The organism is Mycolicibacterium gilvum (assembly GCF_900454025.1).
Taxonomy (GTDB): domain Bacteria; phylum Actinomycetota; class Actinomycetes; order Mycobacteriales; family Mycobacteriaceae; genus Mycobacterium; species Mycobacterium gilvum.
This window is the reverse complement of the sequence record NZ_UGQM01000007.1, coordinates 24,582-47,649: the sequence shown is the minus strand read 5'-3', so window position 1 is coordinate 47,649 and position 23,068 is coordinate 24,582. Positions and strand designations below refer to the sequence as shown.

Below are 23,068 nucleotides of genomic sequence, written 5' to 3'. Positions count from 1 at the left end.
GCGGTGTTTTGCGATGCGGGCGCGGAATTCGTCTTGGAGGTCGGTGTGCCGGTGGGTGAGCAGCCATCGTTTGACGCGGGCCTCCTCCGCGAGCGACTTGATGGTGAGTTTGCCGTCGGAGTGCAGCGGCTTGCCGGCGATGAGTCGGTCCATGGCGTCGCGGATCGCGCGGCGCACCCGTTCGTCAGCCTGGTCGGTCATCACGGCTTCTCGTTGTTTGATGCTCGTCGACGATGGTTTGGAGGGTAGTGATGCGTTGTTCGAGTCGGCCGCGTAGCGGTATCGGCGTTGCGGGAGAGGCAATTTCGGCCTGGTGTTGAGCGATGGCGTCCCGGATTTGGTTGATGTTCTGGTCGGTTCGGGCGATGTTGCCGCATCCGGGTTGGCAGTGGGAGACATCAGGTGAGCGGTGCTGGCTTGTCGTGACCTGTCGGTCGGGGTGACATAGCGCCTTGGACTGGTCATAGCAGCAGGTGACGAACTGTTGCGGGTTGTCGTAAATGCGCAGTTGGGGGTTGGTGCGGAGGGCGGCCGCTTGCTTGGTGCTCATGTAGCGGCCGCGGAATTGCCGGTCGAAGAGGTGGATGGCCTGGGTGTATCGAACAGCGGCCGGGCCGCTGACCTGTTCACCGTTTTCGAGGCGTTGATGTGCGTCTTCGAGGTAGTCGGCTCGGGCGAGGGCTTCCTCCATCGGGAAGACGTCTCGGAGGCCGCTGGCGACCCGTGATCCGTAGCCGTCTGTGGTGTAGCCGCGCAGGTGTCCGTACTGCACGCCGAGGGCCACGCGGCCGCCAGGCTTGCGGTAGATGAACCAGGCCAGTGTTCGTCTGAACCGCTTGACGGTCACAGCTTCCTCGGGATCGGCGGGGATCACCTCGTGAGGGCGTTCGAGTCTCACAGCGGCGCGATTGCTCCAATCGATCAAGTCTTGGACACGGTCCCGAACCATCCGGGGATGCACGGCCTTTCCCGCGTTGACACCGCAGGGTGAACCGCCCCGGGGAGTCCGGAGACTTTCTGATTTGAGGACTCAGCCGGCGGCTGGCCTCGCTTGTTGAGCGTAGTAGGCAGCCTCAAGCTCAGCCGGCGGGACGTCGCCGCAGTACTCGTAGAGCCGACGGTGGTTGAACCAGTCGACCCACCGGGCGGTCGCCAACTCGACGTCCTCAACGGTGCGCCAGGGCTTGCCCGGTCTGATCACCTCGGTCTTGTACAAACCGTTGATCGTCTCGGCGAGCGCGTTGTCATAGGAACTGCCGACCGCCCCGACCGACGGTTGGATACCGGCTTCGGCGAGACGTTCCGTGAACCGAATCGACGTGTATTGCGAGCCTCTATCCGTATGGTGGACAACATCTTTCAAATCGTGGACGCCGTCTCGCTGACGTGTCCAGATGGCTTGCTCGATGGAGTCGAGCACCATCGTGGTCGCCATCGTTGATGCCACCCGCCAGCCCAGAATCCGCCGAGCGTAGGCGTCGGTGACAAACGCGACGTAGGCGAACCCCGACCAGGTCGACACATAGGTCAGATCGGCCACCCAGAGCCGATTCGGTGCGACCGGACCGAAGCGCCGCCCGACCAAATCGGCCGGACGCACTGCGGCCGGATCAGCGATCGTGGTCGGTTTGGCCTTGCCGCGTACCGCACCGGACAGGCCGAGTTCAGACATCAGCCGCTCCACCGTGCAGCGGGCCACCCCGATGCCCTCCCGGTTGAGCGCCAGCCACACCTTGCGCGCCCCGTACACGCGATAGTTCGCGGCGTGAACACGATTGACGTGGGCTTTGAGCTCCTCGTCGCGAACCTCGCGACGGCTGGGCTCACTCGCGAGATGCTCGTAATAGGTCGACGGGGCGATCTGCACACCGAGCCGGACGAGCTCATCACAGATCGACTGGACACCCCACCGCAGACCATCAGGACCCTCCCGGTGGCCCTGATGCTCAGCGATGAATCGACAGACTAGTGGTGTGGCCGGTCCAGTTCGGCCGCGAAGAAAGCCGACGCCGTCTTCAAGATCGCGTTGGCCCGCTTGAGCTCGGCGTTCTCCCGGCGCAGCTTCTTAAGCTCGGCGGACTCCTCGGTCGTGGTTCCCGACCGGGCGCCGGCATCGACCTGGGCCTGGCGCACCCACTTGCGCACAGTCTCAGCCGTGCCAATCCCCAGCAACCGGGCGACTTCACCCATCGCCGCCCACTCCGACTCGTGCTGATCGCTGATCTCAGCGACCATGCGCACCGCCCGCTCACGAAGCTCCGGCGGATACCTCCTCGACGAACCACCTGACATGACCCCATCCTTCCCAACAAATGGAGTCTCCGGACATGCCGGGGCGGTTCAGGGCCATAGGGAGAACGCGTCGATCGGAAACAGAAGTTGGGAAGTGGGGTTCAGTGCTTCCATTACGGCGACGGCTTTCGCCACGGGCGCGATGGCCAGCCAGGGTTGTTCTCGTTCAACGCCGGCGGGTATTGCATTGCCCGACTTATCAAGTGCGCCTTTGAAGGTTCTTCCGTGGATGCGGTAGTGGAGTTGCCCGGGCGCGGGGTCAGTGTGGGTTCGGCAGCAGCCGCGCTCCAGTGCGCGGCACTCTTCCCCGCGCATCCCGGTCAGGTACGCGACGACGACGAACGCGGCGGTCGCCAGATGGCGGCACAGCTCCTCGACCTCGTAGAAGTTGATCGCCGTTGTCCAGGCTTTCCCGTCGATGGAGCCTGTGATCTGCATGGGCAATTGCGCTTCGTCGCTCGGTGCCAGGTCGGCTGCCAAGTAATGCGGGCCGATCGACTTGGCTTCTTCGGGAGAGAGACCGAGCTGCCAGCCGATGAATCCCTTTGCCAGAGAGCGCATGTGTGGCCGATTGGGAGCCACCCACCCAGGTACCGTCTGCGACTCCTGACGACGCTTTTCGGCATAGTCACGGAACCGTTGGTAGTACGTGAGCCCTTGGAGTCTCGGCGGGACATCGCAAGGCGTCGCTTTCAGTGCCTTCGCGGCGAGGATGTCGTCGCTGAAGTCGGTGACGAAGCGCATCGCCCAGACGACAAGGCCGGCCATCGTCTGCGGATGAATGGGGTCGTCTTGTTCTCGCTGGACCAGTTCGCGGGGCCAAGAACCGATGCCCGGCCCATCTGGCTGTTCTCCCATGGTGGGCGTGCGAGGCGGTCGGCTTCGGGAAGGTATGGAGCGTAAAGCCAGGCACGGGTGACGGCGAAGAGCATGTTGCCCACGTTCTCGCGTGAGCCGCGGTGTCGTTTGAGGTGCTCGGCATATTCGTCGTAGGTGGCATCGGTGACGGCGCTGAACTCGTGAATGTCCCTCTCTGCCAGCCACGTCATCCATTGCCGCAGGAATCGCGCGAAGATGCACACTGTGGCCGGCGCGAGTTGGCTACGCGCTGCCGAGGAGCGCTCCAGATCCTCGACCGGTGTCGGCTTGTTGATGCTCGCCCAGATCAGTCGCTTGGCGGTGGCGACATAGTGCGGTGGGAAGGTGTCGAAGACGATGCTCAACGTGCCCGACACGGTGTGTTTCTGCACCAGCGGTGTGAGATCCCAACGGTTGTCGCCCACGGTGGAGAAGTTTCCTCGCCGTGCTTCAGGTACGCGCTCGATGTCAGCGATGACCGGATCTGTGTCGTCAAGTTCGAGCTGACTGGTCTGCTGTGGCCATGGGTTGGCTGCTGCGGTGCTCACGCGTCGAGGTTCCTTCCGATGAGCGCAGTGACGACTTCGCGGTCAGCGTCGGTGACGTGGCGGCGGGCATCGCCGATCTCGGCGTTGGTTGCGTTCTGGTCGAGAATCGCTCGCAGCCTGACGTAGTGGTCGCGGTAGTTCGTCTCCCACCGGGCCGGGGCAACGAGGGTGGCGACGTTGTCGAGGGCATCAAGCAGTGTGACCAGGCGCGGTAGATGCGCGGGAGTGATGACAGCGTTCGTGCAGGTAAAGCAGGCGAAGAATGAGGCCGGGCACGGTTCGCCGGCGGTGGCGGCGAACGGGCTGTTCAAGAAGTCGGTGCACGCGGTGGTGGCGGTGTCGAGGTCTCCGGCAAGCAGCAGCTTCAGTGTCGGCACCGGGATACCCAGTTGCGTCGCGGCAGTTTCCGGATCTCTGCGGGCCGCAATCACTTCGGCGGCACTCAGCGAGCGGATCGCAATCGTCGCTCTGGCGTGGGCGACGGCATCGTCCTGTCCATCAATGATGGTGTCGGCGGCCCCTTCTGCGGTGGCCGGGTCTGGGCTGCGGTAGGTGTCTTCGCTGACGGATTCGCTGTTCTGCCGGGCATGTTGGTTCAACACCTGCTCGGACAACCGCAGCCGTCGCAGACTCACACGCAACGGGGTGCCGTCGTCTGCCAGCAGGCCGGCATCGGACATGTAGTGATCGCCGATGCCCGCGGTCAACCATTCCTGCCGGAACGGGCCCTCGTTGGTAAGGTTCTTGTGCCGGTGGGCGATGAGCAACTTCTCCGACGGGGTTCCGAGTGCAGCGAGTGCGGTGCGGCATGGCTCGGTCAAGCGGACGGCGTTCTCCCAGAGCTTTCCGGCCTCGCCGGCGAGGATTTCGGCGCTGTAGCGCTTGGTTCCTCGTCTCGGTTTGTCGGTGTTGACGGTGTATACCGAGTCTTCACCGGCGCCGTCAGATGCCCTAAACGAGGTCACGGTGAGGTTATCCATGACGGAGAGATTGAATCCTCGCTCGCACACGAGAAGGACCATTAAGCAATAGATTTCCCTTATCGATGGGAACAGCGCCTGCGCCGGATTCGACACGCCAGCCAGGTCGAAGCAGCCCTTCAGGACCACACGATTCGCGAGATACTGCGAGGGAAGCATCCCGTTTCGTGACAGATACTCCAGCAGGGATCCGGTGCTCCACCGCGACCCGCCGACCTTGAACGTGATTCCGTCACCGACATCACCAACCTCGCGGTACTGGTGCAACCTCTCGGTGTTGGTCCGGATTCGTCGGAGCGCTTGACGGACCTCACCCTTGGCGGCACTGCGGATCCGTCCGAACTCATCGCGACTGTAGGAATCATTCTCCGGCAGTCGTTTCCGAGGCTTCACGGCCTTCGCGCGCATCGCCTTCCGTGTGGTATCGGGAAGTCGAGGTGACTCCGATAGCACGGTCCGCATAAGGTTCACTTGCCCCGGCCACCGAGACTGGCTCTCCTTGGCGGCTCGCCACGCCCACCACACCTCCGGCCCGAAATCGGCGATCGAGTGGACCTCAGGGAACTCCGTACCCAGGTAGGTGATGAGTTGACGCGCGGCGCTCACCGCCGCGTCGACGGTCGCCAGTGTGCGCCAACGGCCACCGGATTGGGATCCGTTCGCGAGTGCGGTCACCAGGTCATCGATCAGTTCAGCGGGCCCGTGGACGTCCTCGAATGAGAATGTCCGTGTGCGTCCCGCCTCGTCGGTGAAACAGAGTTGCCGAAGCTCAGGGTCCACCGGGTTGGGTCGGGCGTACTTGCCAGCGGGGAGTGCCGCTGCCCTACGCGAGGCCACCGCTCATCGCTCCTCGGTGTCGACGATTCCGGGAGCCGCCGCTGCGATATGCGTGATGAAATCGGCGATCGATGCGTCCTCGGCCATGTCGTCATTGAGGAACAGGTCTACCTGCAGTCCCGACACGGGTTCGAGATAGCAGTTGCGAGTGGTTTCCAAGCTTGCGTGGCCCAGCAATGTTTGAACCAAAACCCAAGGGTCACCAAAGATGTGGCGATACTCGCGCCGTTCGGCAGGGCTGATGCCCATCTTGCGTTCGTGTGCGTAGATCAACGTGACCAACATCCTCAGGGCGAACGAGTGGCGCAGCATATGCGGGTGACAATGGATGTCTACCCCAAGGGTCCGACACCGATCGTTAGCCGTGGAGAAGATCGCCTCCCAGGTGCGATACGGCAACGGCAAACCGGCTTCGGACAGCCACACCATCCACGGCTCAAGCCCGCAATCAGTGGTGATGTAGAAGTTGAGCCGATCATCCGCGTCGAGACTGTCCAGCGGTACCGTCCCCTTGCTGCCATCCCGGTTGGTGAAGTGGACACGGCGGTGATGGTCCACCGCGTCGACGACCTTGATGTCGGTCAATGCGTCGTAACGACCTTCAGAACGGGCCCGGTGAACGGCGGCCGCGCGGGTTGAAATACGGTAATTGTCAATGTGTTTCAGTGCTGCAGTACTGATCCAGAAATCACGGCCGCGGCCTTTCGCGACGGCTTGACCGACTCGGGCCTTGGCGTAACGCACTTGGCTGTCAGCACTGGGGATCTCGCCCAGGACCAGTGTTCCGGCTTCACGCAGTCGCAGCCCGCTCGACCACAGCGCTTCGGCGAACGCCAGGTTGCGACCGTCGTTGCGTCCTCGCCAGGTCGCATCCCGTCGCCCGTCGCCGCGGTAGCCGCCGAGGCCGACGTCGCGCCAGCGTTTATACGCTCGGGGCGTCAGCCATTTCAATTGGACCGAGCGGACAGCACTCGGTTGCAACCGCGTGGAGTCCGAGTCCCCAGTGGAGCTGGATTTGTGCCGGCTGACAGGAGAAACAGCCACGTTGCCCCGCCACTGCTGCCAGTCGTAGAACTTCTTGATCGCCGCCAGATCCCGTGAAAACGTCGCTGCACCAACACGATCCGGGTTCTCCTGGTCGCGTCGCCGCCAGAACTCATAGTCGGCAAGATGCTCGAACGTCGCTGTTTTCCAGTCGATGCCTTGAACGGACAGGAAGGAGAGAAACAGCTGGATGTCCGGAGCGTAGGACTCCTGCGACCCGGCCGCCAACGATTGGAACGCTGCTGACCGGAAGAATTCCAGGACCTCAACGTCCGGTCGACCATCGGCCATCAGGAGGAACGGCTGCCCGGGGCGAATTCCGAGCGCAGCCTCACGCTCGGCTAGGTCCGGGAAGTCTGCAAGGACATCGGACCTCGCCGTGTACGGCCGGCTAGGCTGCCGCGCCCAACACAGCCTCCAGCGGGAGCCGTCGTCGTGTTGTTCCATAGCAACAGAACCTGCCACAACACACCGACATTTTACGGAAAGGCGGATTCCCGACGATCACACGGATGGGTTGGCTCTGCTGGGCGATGATCCGATCGTTGTTCTGAGGGAATAGTTCGGCATCCATGGTGTCGCCGACCTCGGCGATTTGAAAGGTGTCGGTAAGGACAATGCCGTTGAATGGCTGGTACTCACCACCAACGGCACCGTGGTAGGCGGCCTCTATGTTGATGGCGGCGATGTAGTAAGCCAGCAATACGATCTCGTTGGCATGCAATTCGTTGGCATACTTGCGGGCGAGGTCTTCGGTCCTGATGAGTCCGGTCTGGATCAGGCGCACGATGAAGGTGCCAGTCCCGGTGAATGGATCGAGGATGTGCACGCCGGGCTCAGTCAATGTCGTTCCAAATTCGGCGCGCAGTGTGTCATTGGCCGAGCGCAGGATGAAGTCAACGACTTGTGTTGGCGTATAGACGATCCCTAGAGCTTTAGCGGTTCGCGGGAAACCGATCCGAAAGAACTTCTCGTAGAGTTCGACGACGATGCGCTGCTTGCCCTCGGCATTGTCAACCCCGGCCGCGCGCATACGCACTGATTCGTAAAAGCCCTCTAGGCGTTGGGTTTCTGTGTCGAGCGCTTGGTCATGCAGGGTAGCGACCATCGCCTGCATGACCTGTGAAACCGGGTTGTGGTCCGCAAAATCGTAGTCTTCGAAGAGGGCGTCGAACACGGGCTTGGTGATCAGGTGCTGGGAAAGCATCTCCACGGCTTGATCCCGGTTGATCGAATCGTTGAGATGGGCGCGCAGCGCTCCGACGAACTTATCGAATGCTGCTGCGATGTCGGGAGTGCTCTCGTTAAGCAGCGCCTTGATGCGTGTCTGCTGGGCCGTGGCGATTACGGCGACGTCCTTGGCCCAGTCCTCCCAGTAGGTGCGCGTGCCGACCTTATCGACAATCTTGGCGTACACAGCGTCCCGCCACTGGTCGGGGGAGAACATAGACAGCTGTTGGGCGACCTGCGCCGACTCGGCAGCCGCGGTATCGGCAGAGGCTGTTGTACCGTCGCCGGAAGATGTTGAGTCGGTGAGATTCTCGGCGGCGTTCGGTACGTGGCCGACGAGGATTGAGTCCGTGGCGTTCTTGTTGAGTTCGAGTTTGTTGACTGTGGCGTTGAAGCGGTCGTCGTGAGCCCTCAGCGCCTGTAGCACTTGCCACACCACCTTGAAGCGGCGGTTGTCGGCGAGTGCTTGGCTAGGTGCTACGCCCGCCGGTACCCCGACGGGCAGGATGATGTACCCGTATTGCTTGCCTTCGGCTCGGCGCATGACCCGGCCGACAGATTGCACGACGTCAACCACGGAGCTGCGCGGGTTGAGGAAGAGGACCGCGTCGAGGCTGGGGACGTCCACCCCTTCGGAAAGGCAGCGGGCGTTGGCCAGAATGCGGCATTGATTGTCGGGTAGTGGCGCCTTGAGCCATTGCAGGCGGTGGTTGCGTTCCAGGGCGTTGTAGGTTCCGTCGACGTGTTCGACGTCGCAGCGCAGTAGGTGGTCGTCGGCCTGGTCATAGGCGTCGATGACGGTGGCGAACTTCCCTGCGAGCTTCTTAGAGGACTTGATGTCTCGAAGGAAGGCCACGGCGCGTTGCATGGGGCGGGTGTCACCGCCGAAGTCAGCACCGCCGGCGGCTTTGCCAGTTCGTTTGGCGAGGCCGTTCCAACAACCGACGATTTTGGTCGCGTCGTCGAGGTTGAGTTCGCTGTTGACGTCGGCAAGCTGCTGCTGCAGTGGGCCGGCGATGTACTTCTCGTCGACGGTGAGCACGAGCACCTTGTAGTCGGTGAGCAGTCCGCGCTCCACGGCTTCGCCGAATCCGAGTCGGTGAAAAGTGGGGCCGTAGAGGGCTTCGTCGTCCATCGACGCGAGGACCGCGGAGTGTTCGGCGGCCTTGGTCTTGGTTTCCTCCGCGAAAAGCCTTGGCGTTGCTGTCATGTAGAGCCGCTTGGTTCCGGCGAGGAAGGCTGCGTCGTGCACCTTGACGAAGTTGGATTCGTCTCCGTCGACGAGTGTGACGCCGGTGGTTCGGTGCGCTTCATCACACACAATGAGGTCGAAGTCGTCGAGCCCGACCGCCTGTGCTTCAGCGATTACGTTGATGGACTGGTAGGTGCTGAACACCACGGTCAGTCCTTTAGCGCGTTTGCGGTGCGCCATTTGTGCGACCAGCGTGACCGGATCGGTGGTGGCAGGAAGTGGCACGTCGTAGGGGTTAATGTCTTCCACCGCGCGGGAGACCTTGGTGTCCGAGCACACGGCAAAGGACCGCAGGTCCACCTGGCACTGAGCGGTCCATTCGCGCAGCGTTTGGGACAGCAGGGATATTGAGGGCACCAGGAACAGGATCTTGGCTGTTCCGCCGAGGTCGTCGGCGATCTGCTCGCAGATCTTGAGCGCGGTGAAGGTCTTTCCCGTGCCACACGCCATGATGAGCTTGCCGCGGTCGTTTTCGGTGAAGCCGACGATCACTTTGTCGATGGCTTCACGCTGATGAGGCCAGGGGTCCCGTTTGGGGGCGGGGGCCAGCTCAAGGTTCAGTCCGTCGGCGGGGCCGGCGAAGGCCCAGTCGATCGGGGCCTCGGCGATGTCAGCCAGTCCAATGCGCTGAACGGGAATCTGCTGGTTGTCGACCGCGTCTTCAGCATTTTTCCCCCACTTATCCGTTGTGGAGATGATTAGCCGGTGGGCGAAGGGATGCTTTCCTGACGCGGACAGGAACGAGTCGACGTCCGGTTTTCCCAGCACGTGATCGGGTTCGTAGAACTTGCATTGGATGGCCCATAGGTCACCGGTGTCGATCTCCTCAGCAACGAGGTCAATTCCGGTGTCGATCTTGCCGCCCCGCCCAGGCCAGTCCTTCCATAACCAGACCTGCTTAAAGAGTCGGCCGTAGACGGAATCCAGCGGCAGGTACTGCGCCATGAGCTGCTCGAATTTCAAGCCGCGTTCGTAATTGCTAGGGGCACGCCGAAAAGCCTCGAACACCTCATGCACCGACGTCGCCACCCGTCTAACTCCTTTCGCTGAAGCTCGAAGTCACCCTAAACGCGGAACGCAATATCGCAGGGAAGTCGGGCCGGGGCGGGTAACAGGGCTCGTTAGTTCCGCATGTTGGCGAAGGGGCGCCGTCCGTGGTGGGCGTGAAACTGGGCGATCAACGCTGTTTCGGTGGCGGCCGCGGCGGTGTCGTCGGTTACCTGCCAGCCGACGCGCAGTTGGGCGTGGTCGCTGAGTTGCCAGATCCGCCGCCCGCCGCTGTGGCCCACGGGTTGGCCGGCGCCCGAGCGGCGGAACTCATCGAGCCGTTTGCGTAGACCACGGCGACCGGTGCGCCCGGCGTTGGCTTTCCCGATGTAGATGATGCGGGTTCCCGGCACCCAGAGCGCGTGGAGCTCGTCGACCGGCACGGTGGGGTCTTTGCCTTTGAAGTGGCCGGCCGGGGAGGTGTCCAGGAACGTGGGCGGGTCGTCGGTCGGCCGTACGACCACATACACGCCGGGGAGGTCGGCACGTCGGTGTTGGGCAGCTCTGCGAACGGCACCCAGCCCGTGAAGCCACTGAGGTCGATCGGCTCGGTGATCATGGGTCCATACTGGCGCGCCACCGTGCGGGACTCTGTGGCGCTTGCCGCCAGCGCGCCGCTGTTGCCCCGCGAAGGGCCTGTTGTGTCCGGGGGCTGTCGCGGCGCGCCCATAGGCTGGCAACTATGGCTCTGGACTTCGATACGTCGGCTCCGCTGCGGTCACCGCAGAGCGTGACCGCTTTGGTGGAGGCGATTCATCGCGCCGACCCGGGAAGCCAGGAAACCCATTGGCTGGAGTGCAAGAGCACGCTGGATTTCGGGTCCAAGGCTGATCGGTTCGCCGCGGCGCGCGCCATCATCGCGTTCGCCAACCGCGATCCGGTCAGCGCGGGCCGTGACTGCGGTGGGGAAGCCTATCTTGTGGTCGGCGTCGCGCCGGGGCAACTCGTCGGCGTCACCGAGGTCCTTGATGCTGCCGCGCTGCACGACAAGCTGCGGCCCTACGTGGATGGTCCGCAGTGGTCGGTGGACTATTTCAAGGTCGAGGGCCATGACGTCGCGGTGTTCACCGTCGCCGCGCCGCGCCCCGGCGACCGAATCCACTCGCTGGTCACCACCTATGAGAACAACCGGTCGGGCACGGTGTTTCACCGCGGCGTGGCCAGCTCACCCCCGGCCACGCACCGTGAGCTGATCATGCTGCAGGATCGGCTGCTCAAAGATCCGCCCCGCCCGCTGGGCGAGCAGTTCCGTGACGCGGTGGAGCAGGGCAACCCGCTGGTGGTTGCCCGGCTGATGCGCGCCACGGTCCAGCAGCTGCAGGCGGCCCGTGCTGACCCGCAGGTGTTCCCGAACACGTTCGCCAGCCGCCAACCGGTAGAGCAGTTGCGCCAGTATCTGGCGATGGCGCAGAGCTACGAGGAGCTCACCGCCCCGCTGCTGGATCAGCTCATCACCGCATGCGCATGGCCCAACGCCGATCACGAGCGCATCTGGGCGGACACGATGGCTGCGCTGGCCCAACCGGCACCGTTGAGCGACACGGTGACCGGACAGATGCGGGTCGGCGCCACCCAAGCGTTGATCGTGGAAGGCCGTGACGACCGTCTTCAGGCGTTGGCGTTGCTACCGGCCACACTGGCGCTCTACGCGGGCTCGATCTCTGCGGTCCAGGGACGAAACTTCGGTGCCCTGCGGGCGCTGACCACCGACGCCACCGTGCCGTGGTCGATCACGCACCCCAATTTGCGGGTGACGGTGATCGAGAGGGTGGGCCCGTGGGAGGCGCTGTCGCGCGAGGACAGCTTGGCGTTGACGCTGCGGGCGGCCCAAGTCGCCAGCGACGACGCGGAATTGGAGCACCTGCTGGGCGAGATCGCCCAGCATCGACGGCGTAAGCCGCCGTTTGTCGCCTCGTCGTATCTGTTCGACGCGCTGCAACCGCACTTCGCCGGCCTCTACGGCCTGCCGCGCTACGGCGAGCTGTTCGACGAGACCGAGATCATGTTTTCCCTCGTCGTGGCCGACCAGATGGCGCAGGACCGCGTATTCACCGAGCCGTGGCTGGGTTTGTTCGTCACCGACGCCAGCCACACCGCCCGCCTGGAGGACAGCCGCTACGGCGCGGTGCTGGCTGAGGTGAACGCCGCCGGTGACGACTGGCCGCCGCTGCAGGCGGGCTTGTTCGGCGGGTCAATACACCGCCTGTCGGCCGCCCTGCAGCGCGTCACCGAATACACCGAACAGATGCGCCACCGCGTCTTCTGACCGATCAGGGCATCGGTACCGGCGTGGTGGTGACGGGCGCCGCCGGCGTTGCCGCACCGGCGGCCGGGGCTACCTCGGGCGCGGGCAGGGGGGTGCCGGCGCTACCCGCGGGCGTCGCGGTCGGCGCGGGAGCGGCGGCGGGGGCGGGGGTCTCGGCCGGCAGCGGGGTTCCTGTGCTGATGTCGGGGGTTGTCGTGACCGATGGGCTACCCGCTGGGGCTGGGGTGCCGCCGGGCGCGACGGCGTCGCCGGTCGGCAGGGGAGTTCCCGCGCTGCCGGTGGGCAGGGGCGTACCGACACTGCCGGGGGTCAGTGGTGTGCCCACGCTGGCGGGTGCGGGCGTCATAGGCGTTTCGGCTGCCGGCGGGACCGCTGCCGGGGCGGCTTCGGTATCTTGCGCTGGCGAGCTGGCACTGGGGGTTCCCCGGTAGGGGGCCGAGCCGCCGGCCGCGGGGGCTGGCGGTGCGGGCGGCGGGGTCAGCCAGACCGCGAGGTCGCGGGCACCGTCGTTGTAGACGACGCTGTCGGGCTGGGCGCCGGTCACGTCGAAGTAGATTTTTCCTGAGGTCTGCTGCCCTTGGGCGAGCGCGGCCGGGTTGACTCCCTGGGGGGTGGCGACCAGGAACAACGTTCGGTAGGTGTCGCCGTTGCGGGCCCGCGCGTTGAGGTCGGACACGATGGGCTGAACGGTGCCCGCGACCGCCGTGTTGGTGGCGGTGGCTTCCCACAGCGCTCCGCGAACATGCCAGGGGATGACGTCGCTGCTGGGCTTGAGCCCGCTGATTGTCCAGGCCTGCACCACCGACCCGTTGATCAGTTCGGCTGGCTGCCCCAACGTCACCAGGTTCGGAGTGGGGTTGTCGGCCAGCGCGATTGGTGCGCTCAAGACACCGATCCCGGCGGCCGCTGCGGTTGTCGCCAACACGGTCGTGATCTTCACCTGGTGCACTCCTTGCGTCGTTGGCCGCTGGCTCCCCGCAGCAACCGGTCAGGTTCTGACGCTATCGCGCGTTGGTGGCACTGTGCGTCAGCAGATCAGAGTTCGAGGCCGTCGATGTCGCGCCCCCGGTCACGGTCGCGTTCGGCGACGGTCTCGGCGACGGTGGCCATCCGCTGGTAGGCCGCGGCCGCGGCCCGGCCGGCGGCGCTGTGTTCGCGCCATACCGCGCTGCGGGCGCTGCGGCGCTGCTCTTGGGCGATCAGCAGGTCGCTGACGGGTTGGGGGAGTAGGTCACGTTCGGTGCGTTCAGCTTCGGCGTGCATGGTGCGGGGCCGGTCGTCGTTGGCCAGGATGGTGCGGAAGTGGTGGGCGGCAGCCCATTTGTTGCCGCGCCGCAGGACGTGAATGTCAGCCCCGGCGACCAGGCGTGAGTGTTCGTGGTCGGCTTCGCCGCTGATCCGTTGGTAGACGTAGGCATGGTTTTCGTCTTTGGCGCGGGTCATGCCGACATAGGCCATGGCTCGGCTGGAGGTGTCGGCCAGGATGGAGTGGCACACACCGGGAGTGGTTTTGTTGCCCACGGTGACTCCCTGGGCGGAGTGCACGGTCACCGCGTAGCCGAGGGTGACGTTCTGGCGCAGGTAGTCGCCGTCGAAGACGACGCGCGCTTTGTCGGTGAGCCGTTCGGCGGCCACCCGATTGGTCTTCTCGTCGATGCCGGCCACGCGCCACCGGTTGCCGTTACGTACTTGGTCGACGGCCTGGCCGACGGGGTGCTCGGCCCCGGGGTGCACGGGGATGCTGATGTCGTTTTCGCGGCTGATGATGATGTCGCCGACGGCGATGCGCTGGTCGCGGGCGGCCCGCACGGACGGCCCGTCGCCGACGAGGGCGTTGTGAACGCGCTGGTTGAGCGCGTCGGCCATCTCCCAGGAGTCGCAGACCATCAGTGAGTCTTTCCCGGCGGCCCGGTCAGCCAGGTAGGCATCGCCGGCGTCTTTGGCCATCGCGATCGGGTCGCCGGTGTGCAGGCGGCCGTGACTGCGATACCAGCCGACCGCCTTGCGCAGGCGATTGCCGTGCCCGGACCGCAACGCCAGGGAGGCGTCGCGCTCCTCGGCGCTGCGCATCCGCCACACTTCGCCCAGGCGCTGCGACCAGGGCAGGTCCCCGCAGAGATGCTCGAACATGCCGCCGCGGGCTTTCACCGGCGCCAGCTGGTAGGGGTCCCCGACGAGCACCATCTTCGCGCGCCCGGCCACCGCGGCCGACAGCAGTTTTTTCAGCTCGGGGGTGCCGACCATGGAGGCTTCGTCGACGACGACCACGGTGCGCCGGTCGATGGCCAGATTGTTGTCCTCGATGAGTTTGAGCGCCTTGGCCACGGTCAGGCCGCGGTCGCCGGCTTCCTCCTGCATCGCCTCGTCGACGGCTTTGCCGGTGGGCGCGAGCACGAGCACTTCTTTGTTCGCCCGGTGCGCGGCGGCGCGCAACGCTTTCAGTGAGTGAGTTTTGCCAGCACCGGCCGGAGCCTGCAAGGGCTGCACCAGAAATGGGGAGACGGCGATGTTGCGGATGGCGCGCTCTTGGTCGGCGGAGAGGTCCCCGAGATCGGCAGCGCGCACATCGAGACGACTGCGGTTGTCGGAGGTATCCACCATGTCGAGGATGCGGGACTCCTCGAGCATGATCGCGTCGACGGTGTACTTCTCGTGCCCCTCGCGGTGGTGCGCTTCGCGCGGCGCGCTGATGCGCACACCGACGTCGTCGACGAACGCTTCGATGAGCGCGCGCGGTTCCCCGACCGCGCCGACGGGCAGCTGCGCGCCGACGATCTCCACCATGTCCGCGCGCGTGAACGCGGCCTTGTCGATGCGCGCTGCCATGTGCGCGATGCGCGCTCGGTCCAGGGGAGTGCGCGCCTGTGCGCGCCGCGCCTCGCGCGCGGCGAAATGCGCGTCGCGGTCCAGATCCAGACCGCGCGCGTCGGCGCGCCACATCGTTTTGAGTTCGTCCCAGGCGAGCTGCTCGGGTTTAGTGGGCCGGGTGGCTTTCTGCGCGGTCGCCAACTGCGCGGCGGTCGGCTCACCGTCGACGACGACCAGGTTGTCTTTGGCCCATTCCCGCAGCCGCGTCGAACGCTGCGACCACGCCTTGATGCTCGCCGCGGTGACGCCGGCGATCTCGGCCATGCCGGAATGCTCGTCGACGGGCTGCCATTCGAAGCCCCGCTCGGCGTGCAACTCGTGGCGCAGCGTGGCTTGGTAGATGATCCCGGCGGCTTTGGCTTCGTGATACAGCGACTTGGAGTCGATCGACACCAGCCGCCCATCAGCTCTGACCTGGCGATTCGGCACGATGACGTGCGTGTGCAGGTGCGGGTCCCCGCAGCGGCTCGTCTCGTGCTGGTAGGCGATCGCGACCAGCCCGGGCAGCCGCTGGAGGTCTTTGTTGCTGGTCAGCGGGTTGTGCACCCGCGTGTACCCGGCATGTTCATGCAGGTAGGTCATCGCGGCTTCGACTGCTTTGACGTGGGCGTTCTGCATGACCTTTTCGGCCACGTCGTCGGTCAGCGACCGCAGCAGCGACACACTCTTGGGCGCGGCGAACATCAGGTCAAACCCGTGCACCCCGTTGGTCCCGAACGCCCGTCCGGCCTCCCCGTTGGGCGTCACGCCGTCGTCGAGCCACCGTGCCGCTACCTCGGTGTCAGCAAACCCGCCGTCGAGCGCGGCGCCGTCGAGCCCGGTGGCCTCACCGACGGTGGCCTTGTCGCCGACCACGACCCAGGTCGGGACCCGGGTGTCGCCTTCGGAGTAGTACTCGCCCAGGCCGCCGCCGGCGGCCTGACGGTCCATCGAGGCTTGCCGGGCCTGATTGGCGGTGTCGTTGTAGTAGCCGATGCTCCAGCGACTCAGCCGCGAGATCGTCAGCACGGTCGCACCGCCACCAGACCACCTCACCAAGCCGGACAGGCCGCCGCCAGGCGGCCGGGGTTCGGGCGCGCCAGCGCCCGAAGCCGAGTATTGCACAACTTGTGCCAATGTGCCGGAAGTCTGTTAGGTAGGAGCGGAGCGGAGGCGGAGTGGGTGTGCTGCAAGGGGGGAGGTGGTGAGGAATTGGTGCCAGTGTGTGGTGAGGGGCGGGCTTAGGGTGAGGGGGATGGAAAGAGTTGGGGTGTGGGGGACGAAGTGGAGGTGAGTGGGCTTGTGAGGGGTGAAGGGCAGGCCGGCGGCGCCGCGCGAGCGGCGCGAGCGGCGTGGGCGCCGATCCCGGCGACCTGGCGGTCGCTGCGGGCGTGGCAGCGGGTCGGGGCGGACCGCAGGGCGTGGCTGGCGCAGCTGTGTGAGCGGTCAGCAGCTACGGAGCAAAGGGGGTGAGGATGGGCAAGATTTGGGCGGCGCTGGCGGCGGTGGCTGCAGAAGGCGCGGTGTTGGCGTGGCTGGTGGGCGGCCAGCTGTGGGATTGGATGAGCGCGGGGCTCAGCGCCGGCATCAGCTGATGAGCCGGGCGCTGGACCGGAGGAAAAAGAGAGCCGGCACGCTGTCTGTCACGAGGACAGGGCGTGCCGGCTCTCTTGGTGTCTGGGGTCAGCGTGCGGTGTGGACGCTGACGCGGTGGTCGAGTTTGAGCAGTCGGGCCAGTGGCGGCACGTCGCCGCCGTGGCGGGCGGCATGAGTTTCGGCGGCGGCGAGCAGGGCCGCGGTGCGGCGGTAGTCGGCGGCCAGGACGGCGCATTGGGCGGCGAGCACGTAGGCCGCTGCGGCGATCGGCCGCGGGCCCAGGTGCGTGGCGATGCGCTCGTAGAGCGCCGCGGCGCGGGCTTCGTGGCGGTCGGCGACGCCGGCGAGGTGGCGCGCGTGCGCGCCGGTGAGCACGGCGGCGGTGCGCTCGGCGAGGTCGGCGGTTGGTTCGGTGCGCTCGATGAGCGCGGTGCGCAGTGCGCTCAAGGTGTTGAGGGTGTCGGTGTGCGTCATGGCAGTCCTTTCATGGGGCGCGGTGTGCGCTGAGGGTGATGTGCGGTCGGTGATGTGCGGTGCTGGGTGTGCGGTGCACCCCGGGCCCGCGCAGTGCGGGTCCCGGGGTGCGGTCGGTGGCGCCCTAGTGGGTCGGGGCGGTGGCGGCGATGAAGGCTTCGGCGTCGGCCAGGTAGTACTCGGCGTGGCGGAGCTCGTCGGGGCTGGCGTCGCCGGCGAGCAGGACGGTGACGGCGTTGTCGCGGGCCGACAGGGCGTATTGGCGGCGGCGGTGCGAGTCGCCGGCGGCGGCCACGGCGGAGTGGATGTCGGCGCGGGCGTAGGCCAGCACCGCCGTGGTGCTGGGGCCGGCGTTGAGGTTGCTGATGGGGTCGTGGTCGGTGACGGCCCAGGGGTTGGCGGCGAGGGTCATGGCTGTTCTCCGTTCGTCTGCGGTGTTTGCTGCGCCGGTTAGCGCTGGGGTTGCGGGGGACCGGCGGGGTGGCGCGCGCAACCTCGAAGAGGCCGTGACGAGCGGAGCAGGGTTTTCGGCCCGCGAGCGGCAGCGAGCTTGATAGGGCCGAAAAGGTCACTCGGCCTGCGGAGTTCGGCGCGGGTGTGGGTTGCGCGTGACGGGGCCTCGTCGGTCACACTGGGCGACCCAGCTGAACGGTTAAAGGTGAGGGGCTACGGACCACGCCCGCCGCAGGCGGGCCTCCGCCGGTCGCACCTAGTGCGCCGGCGACCGCGCACCGGAAGACACCACACCAGCCGATGCCCGCACCCTGCGCGGACACCGGCCGGGTGGGTGCCGGTTAGGTGCCGGGGTGGGTGTCGGTGAGGACGCGGCGGATCAGGGCGGGCTCGATGCCCGATTCGAGGGCGGCCAGGAGCATGGCGGCCAGGGTGGGCGGTTCGTCGCCGGCGTCGGTGGCCTCGGTGATGGCGATGTCGGCGGCGATTCCGGCGCGGACGGTGTCGTTGATCATGCAGTAGCAGACTGCGGCGATGGTGAGCGCTTCGGTGCGGGGCCGCCCGCGCAGTTGGCGGGCGATGTGGGTCCACACGTTGGTGGCGGCACGCTCGTGGTCGAGGGCGAGGTGCAGCATTGCGTCGCGGAGGGCGGGGTGGCTGGTGATGAGGATGCCGGCGCGGGTGGACAGGGTGGCGCTGATGTAGCGGCTGGCTCCGGTGAGAGCATCGGTGATGTCCTCCATGGTGGTGGAGACCAGGACGGCGTGGTCTCCGACGGCGACGGCGGGGGCGGGGGTGATGGGGTCGAACTCGCGCACGAGGTCCTCGCGGCGGGCGGTGAGGATCGCGCCGTCGTGGATGCGCTGCGCGGTCAGCAGCGAGTCGGTGTAGGGGTAGGTGGTTCCGGTGGCTCCGGTGTCGGGGTCGATCCAGGTACCGGCGGCGGTGACGTCGCGGGTGGTGAGGCGGCGGCGGACGGTGATGCCGGCCTCGGTGAGGGAGTCGCGGATGCCGTCGAGGACCACTGCGGCGTGGTCGTCGAGCTCGGCGCTGCAGACGGCCAGGAGCAGGGCGCCGTCGTATTTGGCGGCGTTGAGGTGGCAGGTGCGGGCGAAGCTGGCAGCTTGGCTGGCGCTGATGGTGATGTCGCAGCGGATGGTGACTTTGATGATGGGGGTGCCGTCGGGCTCGGTGCCCAGCAGGTAGACCACGACGCTGTTGGTGGGGGTGAAGCCCAGTAGGGCGGGGGCAGCGGCGATGACGTCGGCGGGGGCTCCGAGTTTGATGGTCATGGTTGTTCTCCGTTCGTGTACGGGTTGGGTGCGCCGGTTAGCGCTGGGGTTGCGGGGGACCGGCGGGGTGGCGCGCGCAACCTCGAAGAGGCCGTGACGAGCGGAGCAGGGTTTTCGGCCCGCGCGAGCCGGCGCGCAGCGCCCTGGCGAGCTGGCGTTGGGCCGAAAAGGTCACTCGGCCTGCGCAGTTCGGCGCGGGTGTGGGTTGCGCGTGACGGGGCCTCGTCGGTCACACTGGGCGACCCAGCTGAACGGTTAAAGGTGAGGGGCTACGGACCACGCCCGCCGCAGGCGGGCCTCCGCCGGTCGCACCTAGTGCGCCGGCGACCGCGCACCGGAAGACACCACACCAGCCGATGCCCGCACCCTGCGCGGACACCGGCTGGGGGCGGTGGGTTAAGTGCCGGGGTGGGTGTCGGCCCGTCGTTCGGCGGCGGGGGTGTCGAGGCTGCTGATGGCCCAGGGTGCGTCGTCGTAGCCGGGCAGTTCGCCGATGAGGCGGCGTTCGAGGGCGCGGCAGAAGGAGTGGGCTTGGCTGGTGCGCCAGCCGGGGTGCTCGCAGGACTGGTATTCGTAGCAGTGCAGAGCTTTGATCAGCTCGACAGCACTCCAGGTGGTGTGGCGGGGCCGCTGGTAGGCGTAGATATAGGCGTCGTCTTCGTCGTAGCGGTAGTTGACGGAGGCGGCGTTCTCGTCGACAAGCATCTGTCCGACGGTGTCGATTGCGTCGTCGGTGAGCCGGCCTTCTCGGCTGGGGTTGTCGTAGTACCAGACCAGGGGTCCGTAGGGGCTGGTGGGCCGGCTGGCGGCCCAGAGCAGGACGTGGATGTGTTCGGGGTCGACGATGAATGCGCTCATGGTGGGTTCCTTTCTGGGAGTGGGGTTAGACGAGCCCGGCGGCGGTGAGGCGGCGGCGGATGGCGGCGAGACTGACGGTGGAGTCGGTAATTCGGGCCCAGTTCTGCCAGCCGTCGATGGCCTGCTCGACGTCGTTGAAGTCGACGTCGGCTCCGCTGATGGGCAGGGTGTGTCCGTTGTCGGGGTGGTCGAACTTGGCGACGACGGCGATGAGTTGGCCGGTGTCGTCGAACCACCCGTTGCGGCGGAAGCGCAGTTGGTAGGGCCGGCTGTCGTGGTCGTCGAGGAAGTCCCAGGCCAGGCCGTAGTCGATCTCCATGGTTGTTCTCCGTTCGTGTACGGGTTGGGTGCGCCGGTTAGCGCTGGGGTTGCGGGGGACCGGCGGGGTGGCGCGCGCAACCTCGAAGAGGCCGTGACGAGCGGAGCAGGGTTTTCGGCCCGCGCGAGCCGGCGCGCAGCGCCCTGGCGAGCTGGCGTTGGGCCGAAAAGGTCACTCGGCCTGCGGAGTTCGGCGCGGGTGTGGGTTGCGCGTGACGGGGCCTCGTCGGTCACACTGGGCGACCCAGCTGAACAGTTAAAGGTGAGGGGCTACGGACCACGCCCGCCGCAGGCGGGCATCCGCCGGTCGCACCTAGTGCGCCGGCGACCACGCACCGGAAGACACCACACCAGCCGATGCCCGCACCCTGCGCGGACACCGGCTGGGGGCGGCGGGTTAGTCGGTCATGGTGTTGCCGCGGTAGACGTCGCCTTCGATGTAGGTGAGCAGGTCGCCGTTGGTGTCGGCCAGGCACCAGTAGTAGGGGGCGTCGTAGCGGACGACCCGCCAGGTGCTGTCGGCTCGGTCCCAGTAGAGCTTGTCGAGGAGCTGGGTGTCGCCCCCGGAGCCGCCGAAGAAGGCGGCGCCGCTGGAGGGGTTGAAGTGTTCGTTGAGGATGGTGATGACGTCTTCGACGGTGGTGGCCTCTGCGCAGCGGGTCAGGGCGGCGTCGACGTTGGCCCAGAAGTCGTCGAGGGGGTAGGTCATGGTTGTTCTCCGTCGTCTGCGGTGTTTGCTGCGCCGGTTAGCGCTGGGGTTGCGGGGGACCGGCGGGGTGGCGCGCGCAACCTCGAAGAGGCCGTGACGAGCGGAGCAGGGTTTTCGGCCCGCGCGAGCCGGCGCGCAGCGCCCTGGCGAGCTGGCGTTGGGCCGAAAAGGTCACTCGGCCTGCGGAGTTCGGCGCGGGTGTGGGTTGCGCGTGACGGGGCCTCGTCGGTCACACTGGGCGACCCAGCTGAACGGTTAAAGGTGAGGGGCTACGGACCACGCCCGCCGCAGGCGGGCATCCGCGCCTCCGGGCGCGCCGGCCGACAGGGGGCGGCGGACCGGAAGACACCACAGGCCCGCCGGTCCCGCGCGGCTGCGCGGACCCGGGCGGGCTGGTGGTTGGTCAGACCCAGAGCAGGGCGGGCACTTCGGTCCATCCGGGGCCTGGGTGCTGGGCTGCGAGGTAGATGCGGTCGCGGGCCCAGGTGGTGTGGCGCCTGTGTGTGGCGAGGCCGCCTTCGGCGGTGAGCCAGGGCAGGGGGGAGCGCCGGAATCCGTAGTCGTCGACACCGAAGTGGTCTTTGTCGAGGTACTGGCGCTTGTCGGCGTTGCAGATGTACCGGTGGGCCGGCAGTGCTGTGGGCGCTTCAGCGTTGGGGGTGACCGGCTCGTCGGGGTCGATGAGACCGGCGAACCGCACGAAATGCTGGGGTTCGACGAGCCAATACAGCGCATCCTGGTCGTCGTCGGGGTCCTCGTAGTCGCCGGCCCAGACCAGGCGGGCACCGCCGTCGAGGGTGAGCAGTATTTCCACGGCGGCCATGAGGGGCAGTCGGCGCGGGTGTGGGTGGACAGTTTGGGTCCGGCGCCGTAGGTGGCGGGGTTGAGGGCGGCCAGGGGTCGGCCCGTGGGGTCGACGATGACGGGGTTGAAGTATTGGCCCATGGTGGTGTCCTTTCAAGGATGGGTGATGGATGAGCTGGGGTGGTGATCGGGCCCCGCGCCGGGGCGGGGCCCGATCGGGTGGTCAGGACCGGTCGATGGCTGCGGTGAGTTCGTCGGTGGACACGGGGTTCCAGCCCACCGAGGCGACGGCCCAGGCGGTTTCGCCGATGACTACGACGTCGCCGACGGACAGGCTGCGGTGTCCGGCGCGGCGCCATCCGGTGGCCCAGGTGGCGGTGGGTTCGCAGTTGAGCTCGTCGAAGATGTGCTCGAGTGCGGCGCTGATGGCGGTCTGCTGTGGTCGGGTGTCGGTGGGGATGGGCAGGTTGAAAGTTGCGGCGGCGCGCAGCCGCGCGGGTGCGGCGCGGTTGAAGCCGAGGAAACTTGCGGGGACCTCGTTGAGGTACACGGTGGTGGGCACGGTGGGTGTGGCGGTGGTGGTGGTCATGGTGTTCTCCCGTTTCTCGTGGTGAGTGGTGCGCCGGTCAGCGCTGGGGAGCGGTCAATCGGGTGAGGGTGGGCGGTCAACCCCGAAGAGCCGACGCCGGACGGAGCAGGGTTTTCGGCCCGCGAGCGGCAGCGAGCTTGATAGGGCCGAAAAGGTCACTCGGCCTGCGTAGTTCGGCGTCGGTGTGGGTTGACCGGTCGGGCCCCCGGCCGATTAGGCTGCGACCCCTGCTGACGGTTAAAGGTGAGTAGCTACCCAACCCACGCCCGCCGCAGGCGGGCATCCGGCGCCCGCCAGGGCGGCCGCTGCTGCTGGTGAGGTGTGATCCCGGAAGACGCCGGTAGCCCGGTCCCCGCGCGAGGCGGGGCCGGGCCGGGCGGCGCTGCGCTTAGGCGGGCGGCATCCAGGTTCGGATGGTGTCGAGCAGGTCGGTGGTGGTGCTGGTGTCGACGACGGTGATGGGTGTCCGGGCGCCGGCCCGGTTGCGGTAGGTGCCCTGGGCCCGCTCGGCGGCGATGTCGTCCCAGGTGATCTGTCCGACGCGGTTCTGGGCTTCGATCATGGCGTCGAGGAGGCAATCGACGGGCTGGTCGATGGTGGCGATGCAGTCGGTGGTGATGATGGCGGTGGTGATGGACATGACGTTTCCCCTTTCGGTGCGCTGCCGGTCAGCGCTGGGGAGCGGTCAATCGGTGAGGGTGGGCGGTCAACCCCGAAGAGCCGACGGCGCACGGAGCAGGGTTTTCGGCCCGCGAGCGGCAGCGAGCTTGATAG

Annotated in this window: 19 protein-coding genes and 2 pseudogenes; 1 reads left to right on the top strand and 20 read right to left on the bottom strand. The window is 66.6% G+C overall.

The window, feature by feature from the left end; all coding sequences use genetic code 11:
* The 9 genes and pseudogenes from DYE23_RS29940 to DYE23_RS31145 all read right to left on the bottom strand — a co-directional run.
* Positions 1-201 (bottom strand): annotated as a pseudogene (locus DYE23_RS29940) (hypothetical protein); the annotation flags it as partial.
* Positions 185-874 carry a hypothetical protein gene (locus DYE23_RS29935; protein ID WP_174905253.1) on the bottom strand — a complete coding sequence of 230 codons (690 nt, stop codon included), beginning with the start codon at positions 872-874 and terminating at the stop codon, positions 185-187. The gene DYE23_RS29935 and the pseudogene DYE23_RS29940, both read right to left, overlap by 17 nt.
* A gap of 156 nt (positions 875-1,030) precedes the next feature.
* Positions 1,031-2,292, bottom strand: a protein-coding gene (locus DYE23_RS29930; RefSeq protein ID WP_115329285.1) for an IS3 family transposase whose coding sequence is annotated in 2 segments (ribosomal slippage) — positions 1,031-2,004 and positions 2,004-2,292 — 1,263 coding nt in all. Because the reading frame shifts where the segments join, the coding sequence is not laid out codon by codon here.
* A 48-nt stretch (positions 2,293-2,340) separates the two neighbouring features.
* Positions 2,341-3,060, bottom strand: a complete 720-nt coding sequence (locus tag DYE23_RS29925) for a hypothetical protein (protein WP_147292311.1) — start codon at positions 3,058-3,060, stop codon at positions 2,341-2,343.
* Positions 2,985-3,698 (bottom strand): hypothetical protein, encoded by a 714-nt coding sequence (locus DYE23_RS29920; RefSeq protein WP_115329283.1) that lies wholly within the window; start codon positions 3,696-3,698, stop codon positions 2,985-2,987. The genes DYE23_RS29925 and DYE23_RS29920 overlap by 76 nt, the downstream gene beginning before the upstream one ends.
* Positions 3,695-4,945, bottom strand: coding sequence for a hypothetical protein (locus DYE23_RS29915; protein WP_235660699.1), 1,251 nt, complete (start codon positions 4,943-4,945; stop codon positions 3,695-3,697). Before DYE23_RS29915 ends, DYE23_RS29920 begins: the two co-directional genes overlap by 4 nt.
* Positions 4,946-5,518: 573 nt before the next feature.
* Complete coding sequence (locus tag DYE23_RS29910; RefSeq protein ID WP_235660698.1) at positions 5,519-7,006, bottom strand: tyrosine-type recombinase/integrase; 1,488 nt, start codon at positions 7,004-7,006, stop codon at positions 5,519-5,521.
* A 37-nt stretch (positions 7,007-7,043) separates the two neighbouring features.
* Positions 7,044-10,070: pseudogene (locus DYE23_RS29905) on the bottom strand (restriction endonuclease); the annotation flags it as partial.
* A gap of 92 nt (positions 10,071-10,162) precedes the next feature.
* A complete protein-coding gene (locus DYE23_RS31145; RefSeq protein ID WP_235660696.1) occupies positions 10,163-10,558 on the bottom strand; it encodes a hypothetical protein in 396 nt (131 codons plus the stop codon).
* Positions 10,559-10,770: 212 nt separating this feature from the next.
* On the opposite strand from DYE23_RS31145, the gene DYE23_RS29895 reads away from it, so the two are divergent.
* On the top strand, positions 10,771-12,354 hold the full coding sequence (locus DYE23_RS29895; protein WP_115329281.1) for an RNA-binding domain-containing protein: 1,584 nt from the start codon (positions 10,771-10,773) through the stop codon (positions 12,352-12,354).
* A 4-nt stretch (positions 12,355-12,358) separates the two neighbouring features.
* Here the strand turns inward: DYE23_RS29895 and DYE23_RS29890 are convergent, their stop codons facing one another.
* The 11 genes from DYE23_RS29890 to DYE23_RS29840 form a co-directional block, all read right to left on the bottom strand.
* Positions 12,359-13,294 (bottom strand): MPT63 family protein, encoded by a 936-nt coding sequence (locus DYE23_RS29890; RefSeq protein WP_115329287.1) that lies wholly within the window; start codon positions 13,292-13,294, stop codon positions 12,359-12,361.
* Between the two features lie 95 nt (positions 13,295-13,389).
* Entirely contained in the window at positions 13,390-16,230 is a 2,841-nt protein-coding gene (gene mobF, locus DYE23_RS29885) for a MobF family relaxase (protein ID WP_115329280.1), read from the bottom strand.
* A 654-nt stretch (positions 16,231-16,884) separates the two neighbouring features.
* Complete coding sequence (locus DYE23_RS29880) at positions 16,885-17,271, bottom strand: hypothetical protein (protein ID WP_115329279.1); 387 nt, start codon at positions 17,269-17,271, stop codon at positions 16,885-16,887.
* A 124-nt stretch (positions 17,272-17,395) separates the two neighbouring features.
* Positions 17,396-17,683 (bottom strand): hypothetical protein, encoded by a 288-nt coding sequence (locus tag DYE23_RS29875; protein WP_115329278.1) that lies wholly within the window; start codon positions 17,681-17,683, stop codon positions 17,396-17,398.
* Between the two features lie 382 nt (positions 17,684-18,065).
* Positions 18,066-19,016, bottom strand: coding sequence for a DUF4192 domain-containing protein (locus tag DYE23_RS29870; RefSeq protein ID WP_115329277.1), 951 nt, complete (start codon positions 19,014-19,016; stop codon positions 18,066-18,068).
* Positions 19,017-19,412: 396 nt separating this feature from the next.
* On the bottom strand, positions 19,413-19,874 hold the full coding sequence (locus DYE23_RS29865) for a hypothetical protein (RefSeq protein WP_115329276.1): 462 nt from the start codon (positions 19,872-19,874) through the stop codon (positions 19,413-19,415).
* A 25-nt stretch (positions 19,875-19,899) separates the two neighbouring features.
* Positions 19,900-20,193: a hypothetical protein gene (locus DYE23_RS29860; RefSeq protein WP_115329253.1), complete on the bottom strand. Its 294-nt coding sequence runs from the start codon at positions 20,191-20,193 to the stop codon at positions 19,900-19,902.
* A 396-nt stretch (positions 20,194-20,589) separates the two neighbouring features.
* Positions 20,590-20,901, bottom strand: a complete 312-nt coding sequence (locus tag DYE23_RS29855) for a hypothetical protein (protein WP_048469560.1) — start codon at positions 20,899-20,901, stop codon at positions 20,590-20,592.
* Positions 20,902-21,304: 403 nt separating this feature from the next.
* On the bottom strand, positions 21,305-21,724 hold the full coding sequence (locus DYE23_RS29850) for a hypothetical protein (RefSeq protein ID WP_235660695.1): 420 nt from the start codon (positions 21,722-21,724) through the stop codon (positions 21,305-21,307).
* A 204-nt stretch (positions 21,725-21,928) separates the two neighbouring features.
* Positions 21,929-22,294: a hypothetical protein gene (locus DYE23_RS29845; RefSeq protein WP_115329275.1), complete on the bottom strand. Its 366-nt coding sequence runs from the start codon at positions 22,292-22,294 to the stop codon at positions 21,929-21,931.
* 388 nt (positions 22,295-22,682) lie between these two features.
* Positions 22,683-22,934 (bottom strand): DUF7280 family protein, encoded by a 252-nt coding sequence (locus tag DYE23_RS29840; RefSeq protein WP_115329255.1) that lies wholly within the window; start codon positions 22,932-22,934, stop codon positions 22,683-22,685.
* Positions 22,935-23,068: the final 134 nt, after the last annotated feature.

Coding starts and splice junctions, on each gene's coding strand:
- DYE23_RS29925 (WP_147292311.1), bottom strand. CDS start 3,060: ATGGCCGGCCTTGTCGTCTGGGCGATGCGCTTCGTCACCGACTTCAGC.
- DYE23_RS29910 (WP_235660698.1), bottom strand. CDS start 7,006: ATGGAACAACACGACGACGGCTCCCGCTGGAGGCTGTGTTGGGCGCGG.
- DYE23_RS29895 (WP_115329281.1), top strand. CDS start 10,771: ATGGCTCTGGACTTCGATACGTCGGCTCCGCTGCGGTCACCGCAGAGC.
- DYE23_RS29880 (WP_115329279.1), bottom strand. CDS start 17,271: ATGACGCACACCGACACCCTCAACACCTTGAGCGCACTGCGCACCGCG.
- DYE23_RS29875 (WP_115329278.1), bottom strand. CDS start 17,683: ATGACCCTCGCCGCCAACCCCTGGGCCGTCACCGACCACGACCCCATC.
- DYE23_RS29870 (WP_115329277.1), bottom strand. CDS start 19,016: ATGACCATCAAACTCGGAGCCCCCGCCGACGTCATCGCCGCTGCCCCC.
- DYE23_RS29865 (WP_115329276.1), bottom strand. CDS start 19,874: ATGAGCGCATTCATCGTCGACCCCGAACACATCCACGTCCTGCTCTGG.
- DYE23_RS29860 (WP_115329253.1), bottom strand. CDS start 20,193: ATGGAGATCGACTACGGCCTGGCCTGGGACTTCCTCGACGACCACGAC.
- DYE23_RS29855 (WP_048469560.1), bottom strand. CDS start 20,901: ATGACCTACCCCCTCGACGACTTCTGGGCCAACGTCGACGCCGCCCTG.
- DYE23_RS29850 (WP_235660695.1), bottom strand. CDS start 21,724: ATGGCCGCCGTGGAAATACTGCTCACCCTCGACGGCGGTGCCCGCCTG.
- DYE23_RS29845 (WP_115329275.1), bottom strand. CDS start 22,294: ATGACCACCACCACCGCCACACCCACCGTGCCCACCACCGTGTACCTC.
- DYE23_RS29840 (WP_115329255.1), bottom strand. CDS start 22,934: ATGTCCATCACCACCGCCATCATCACCACCGACTGCATCGCCACCATC.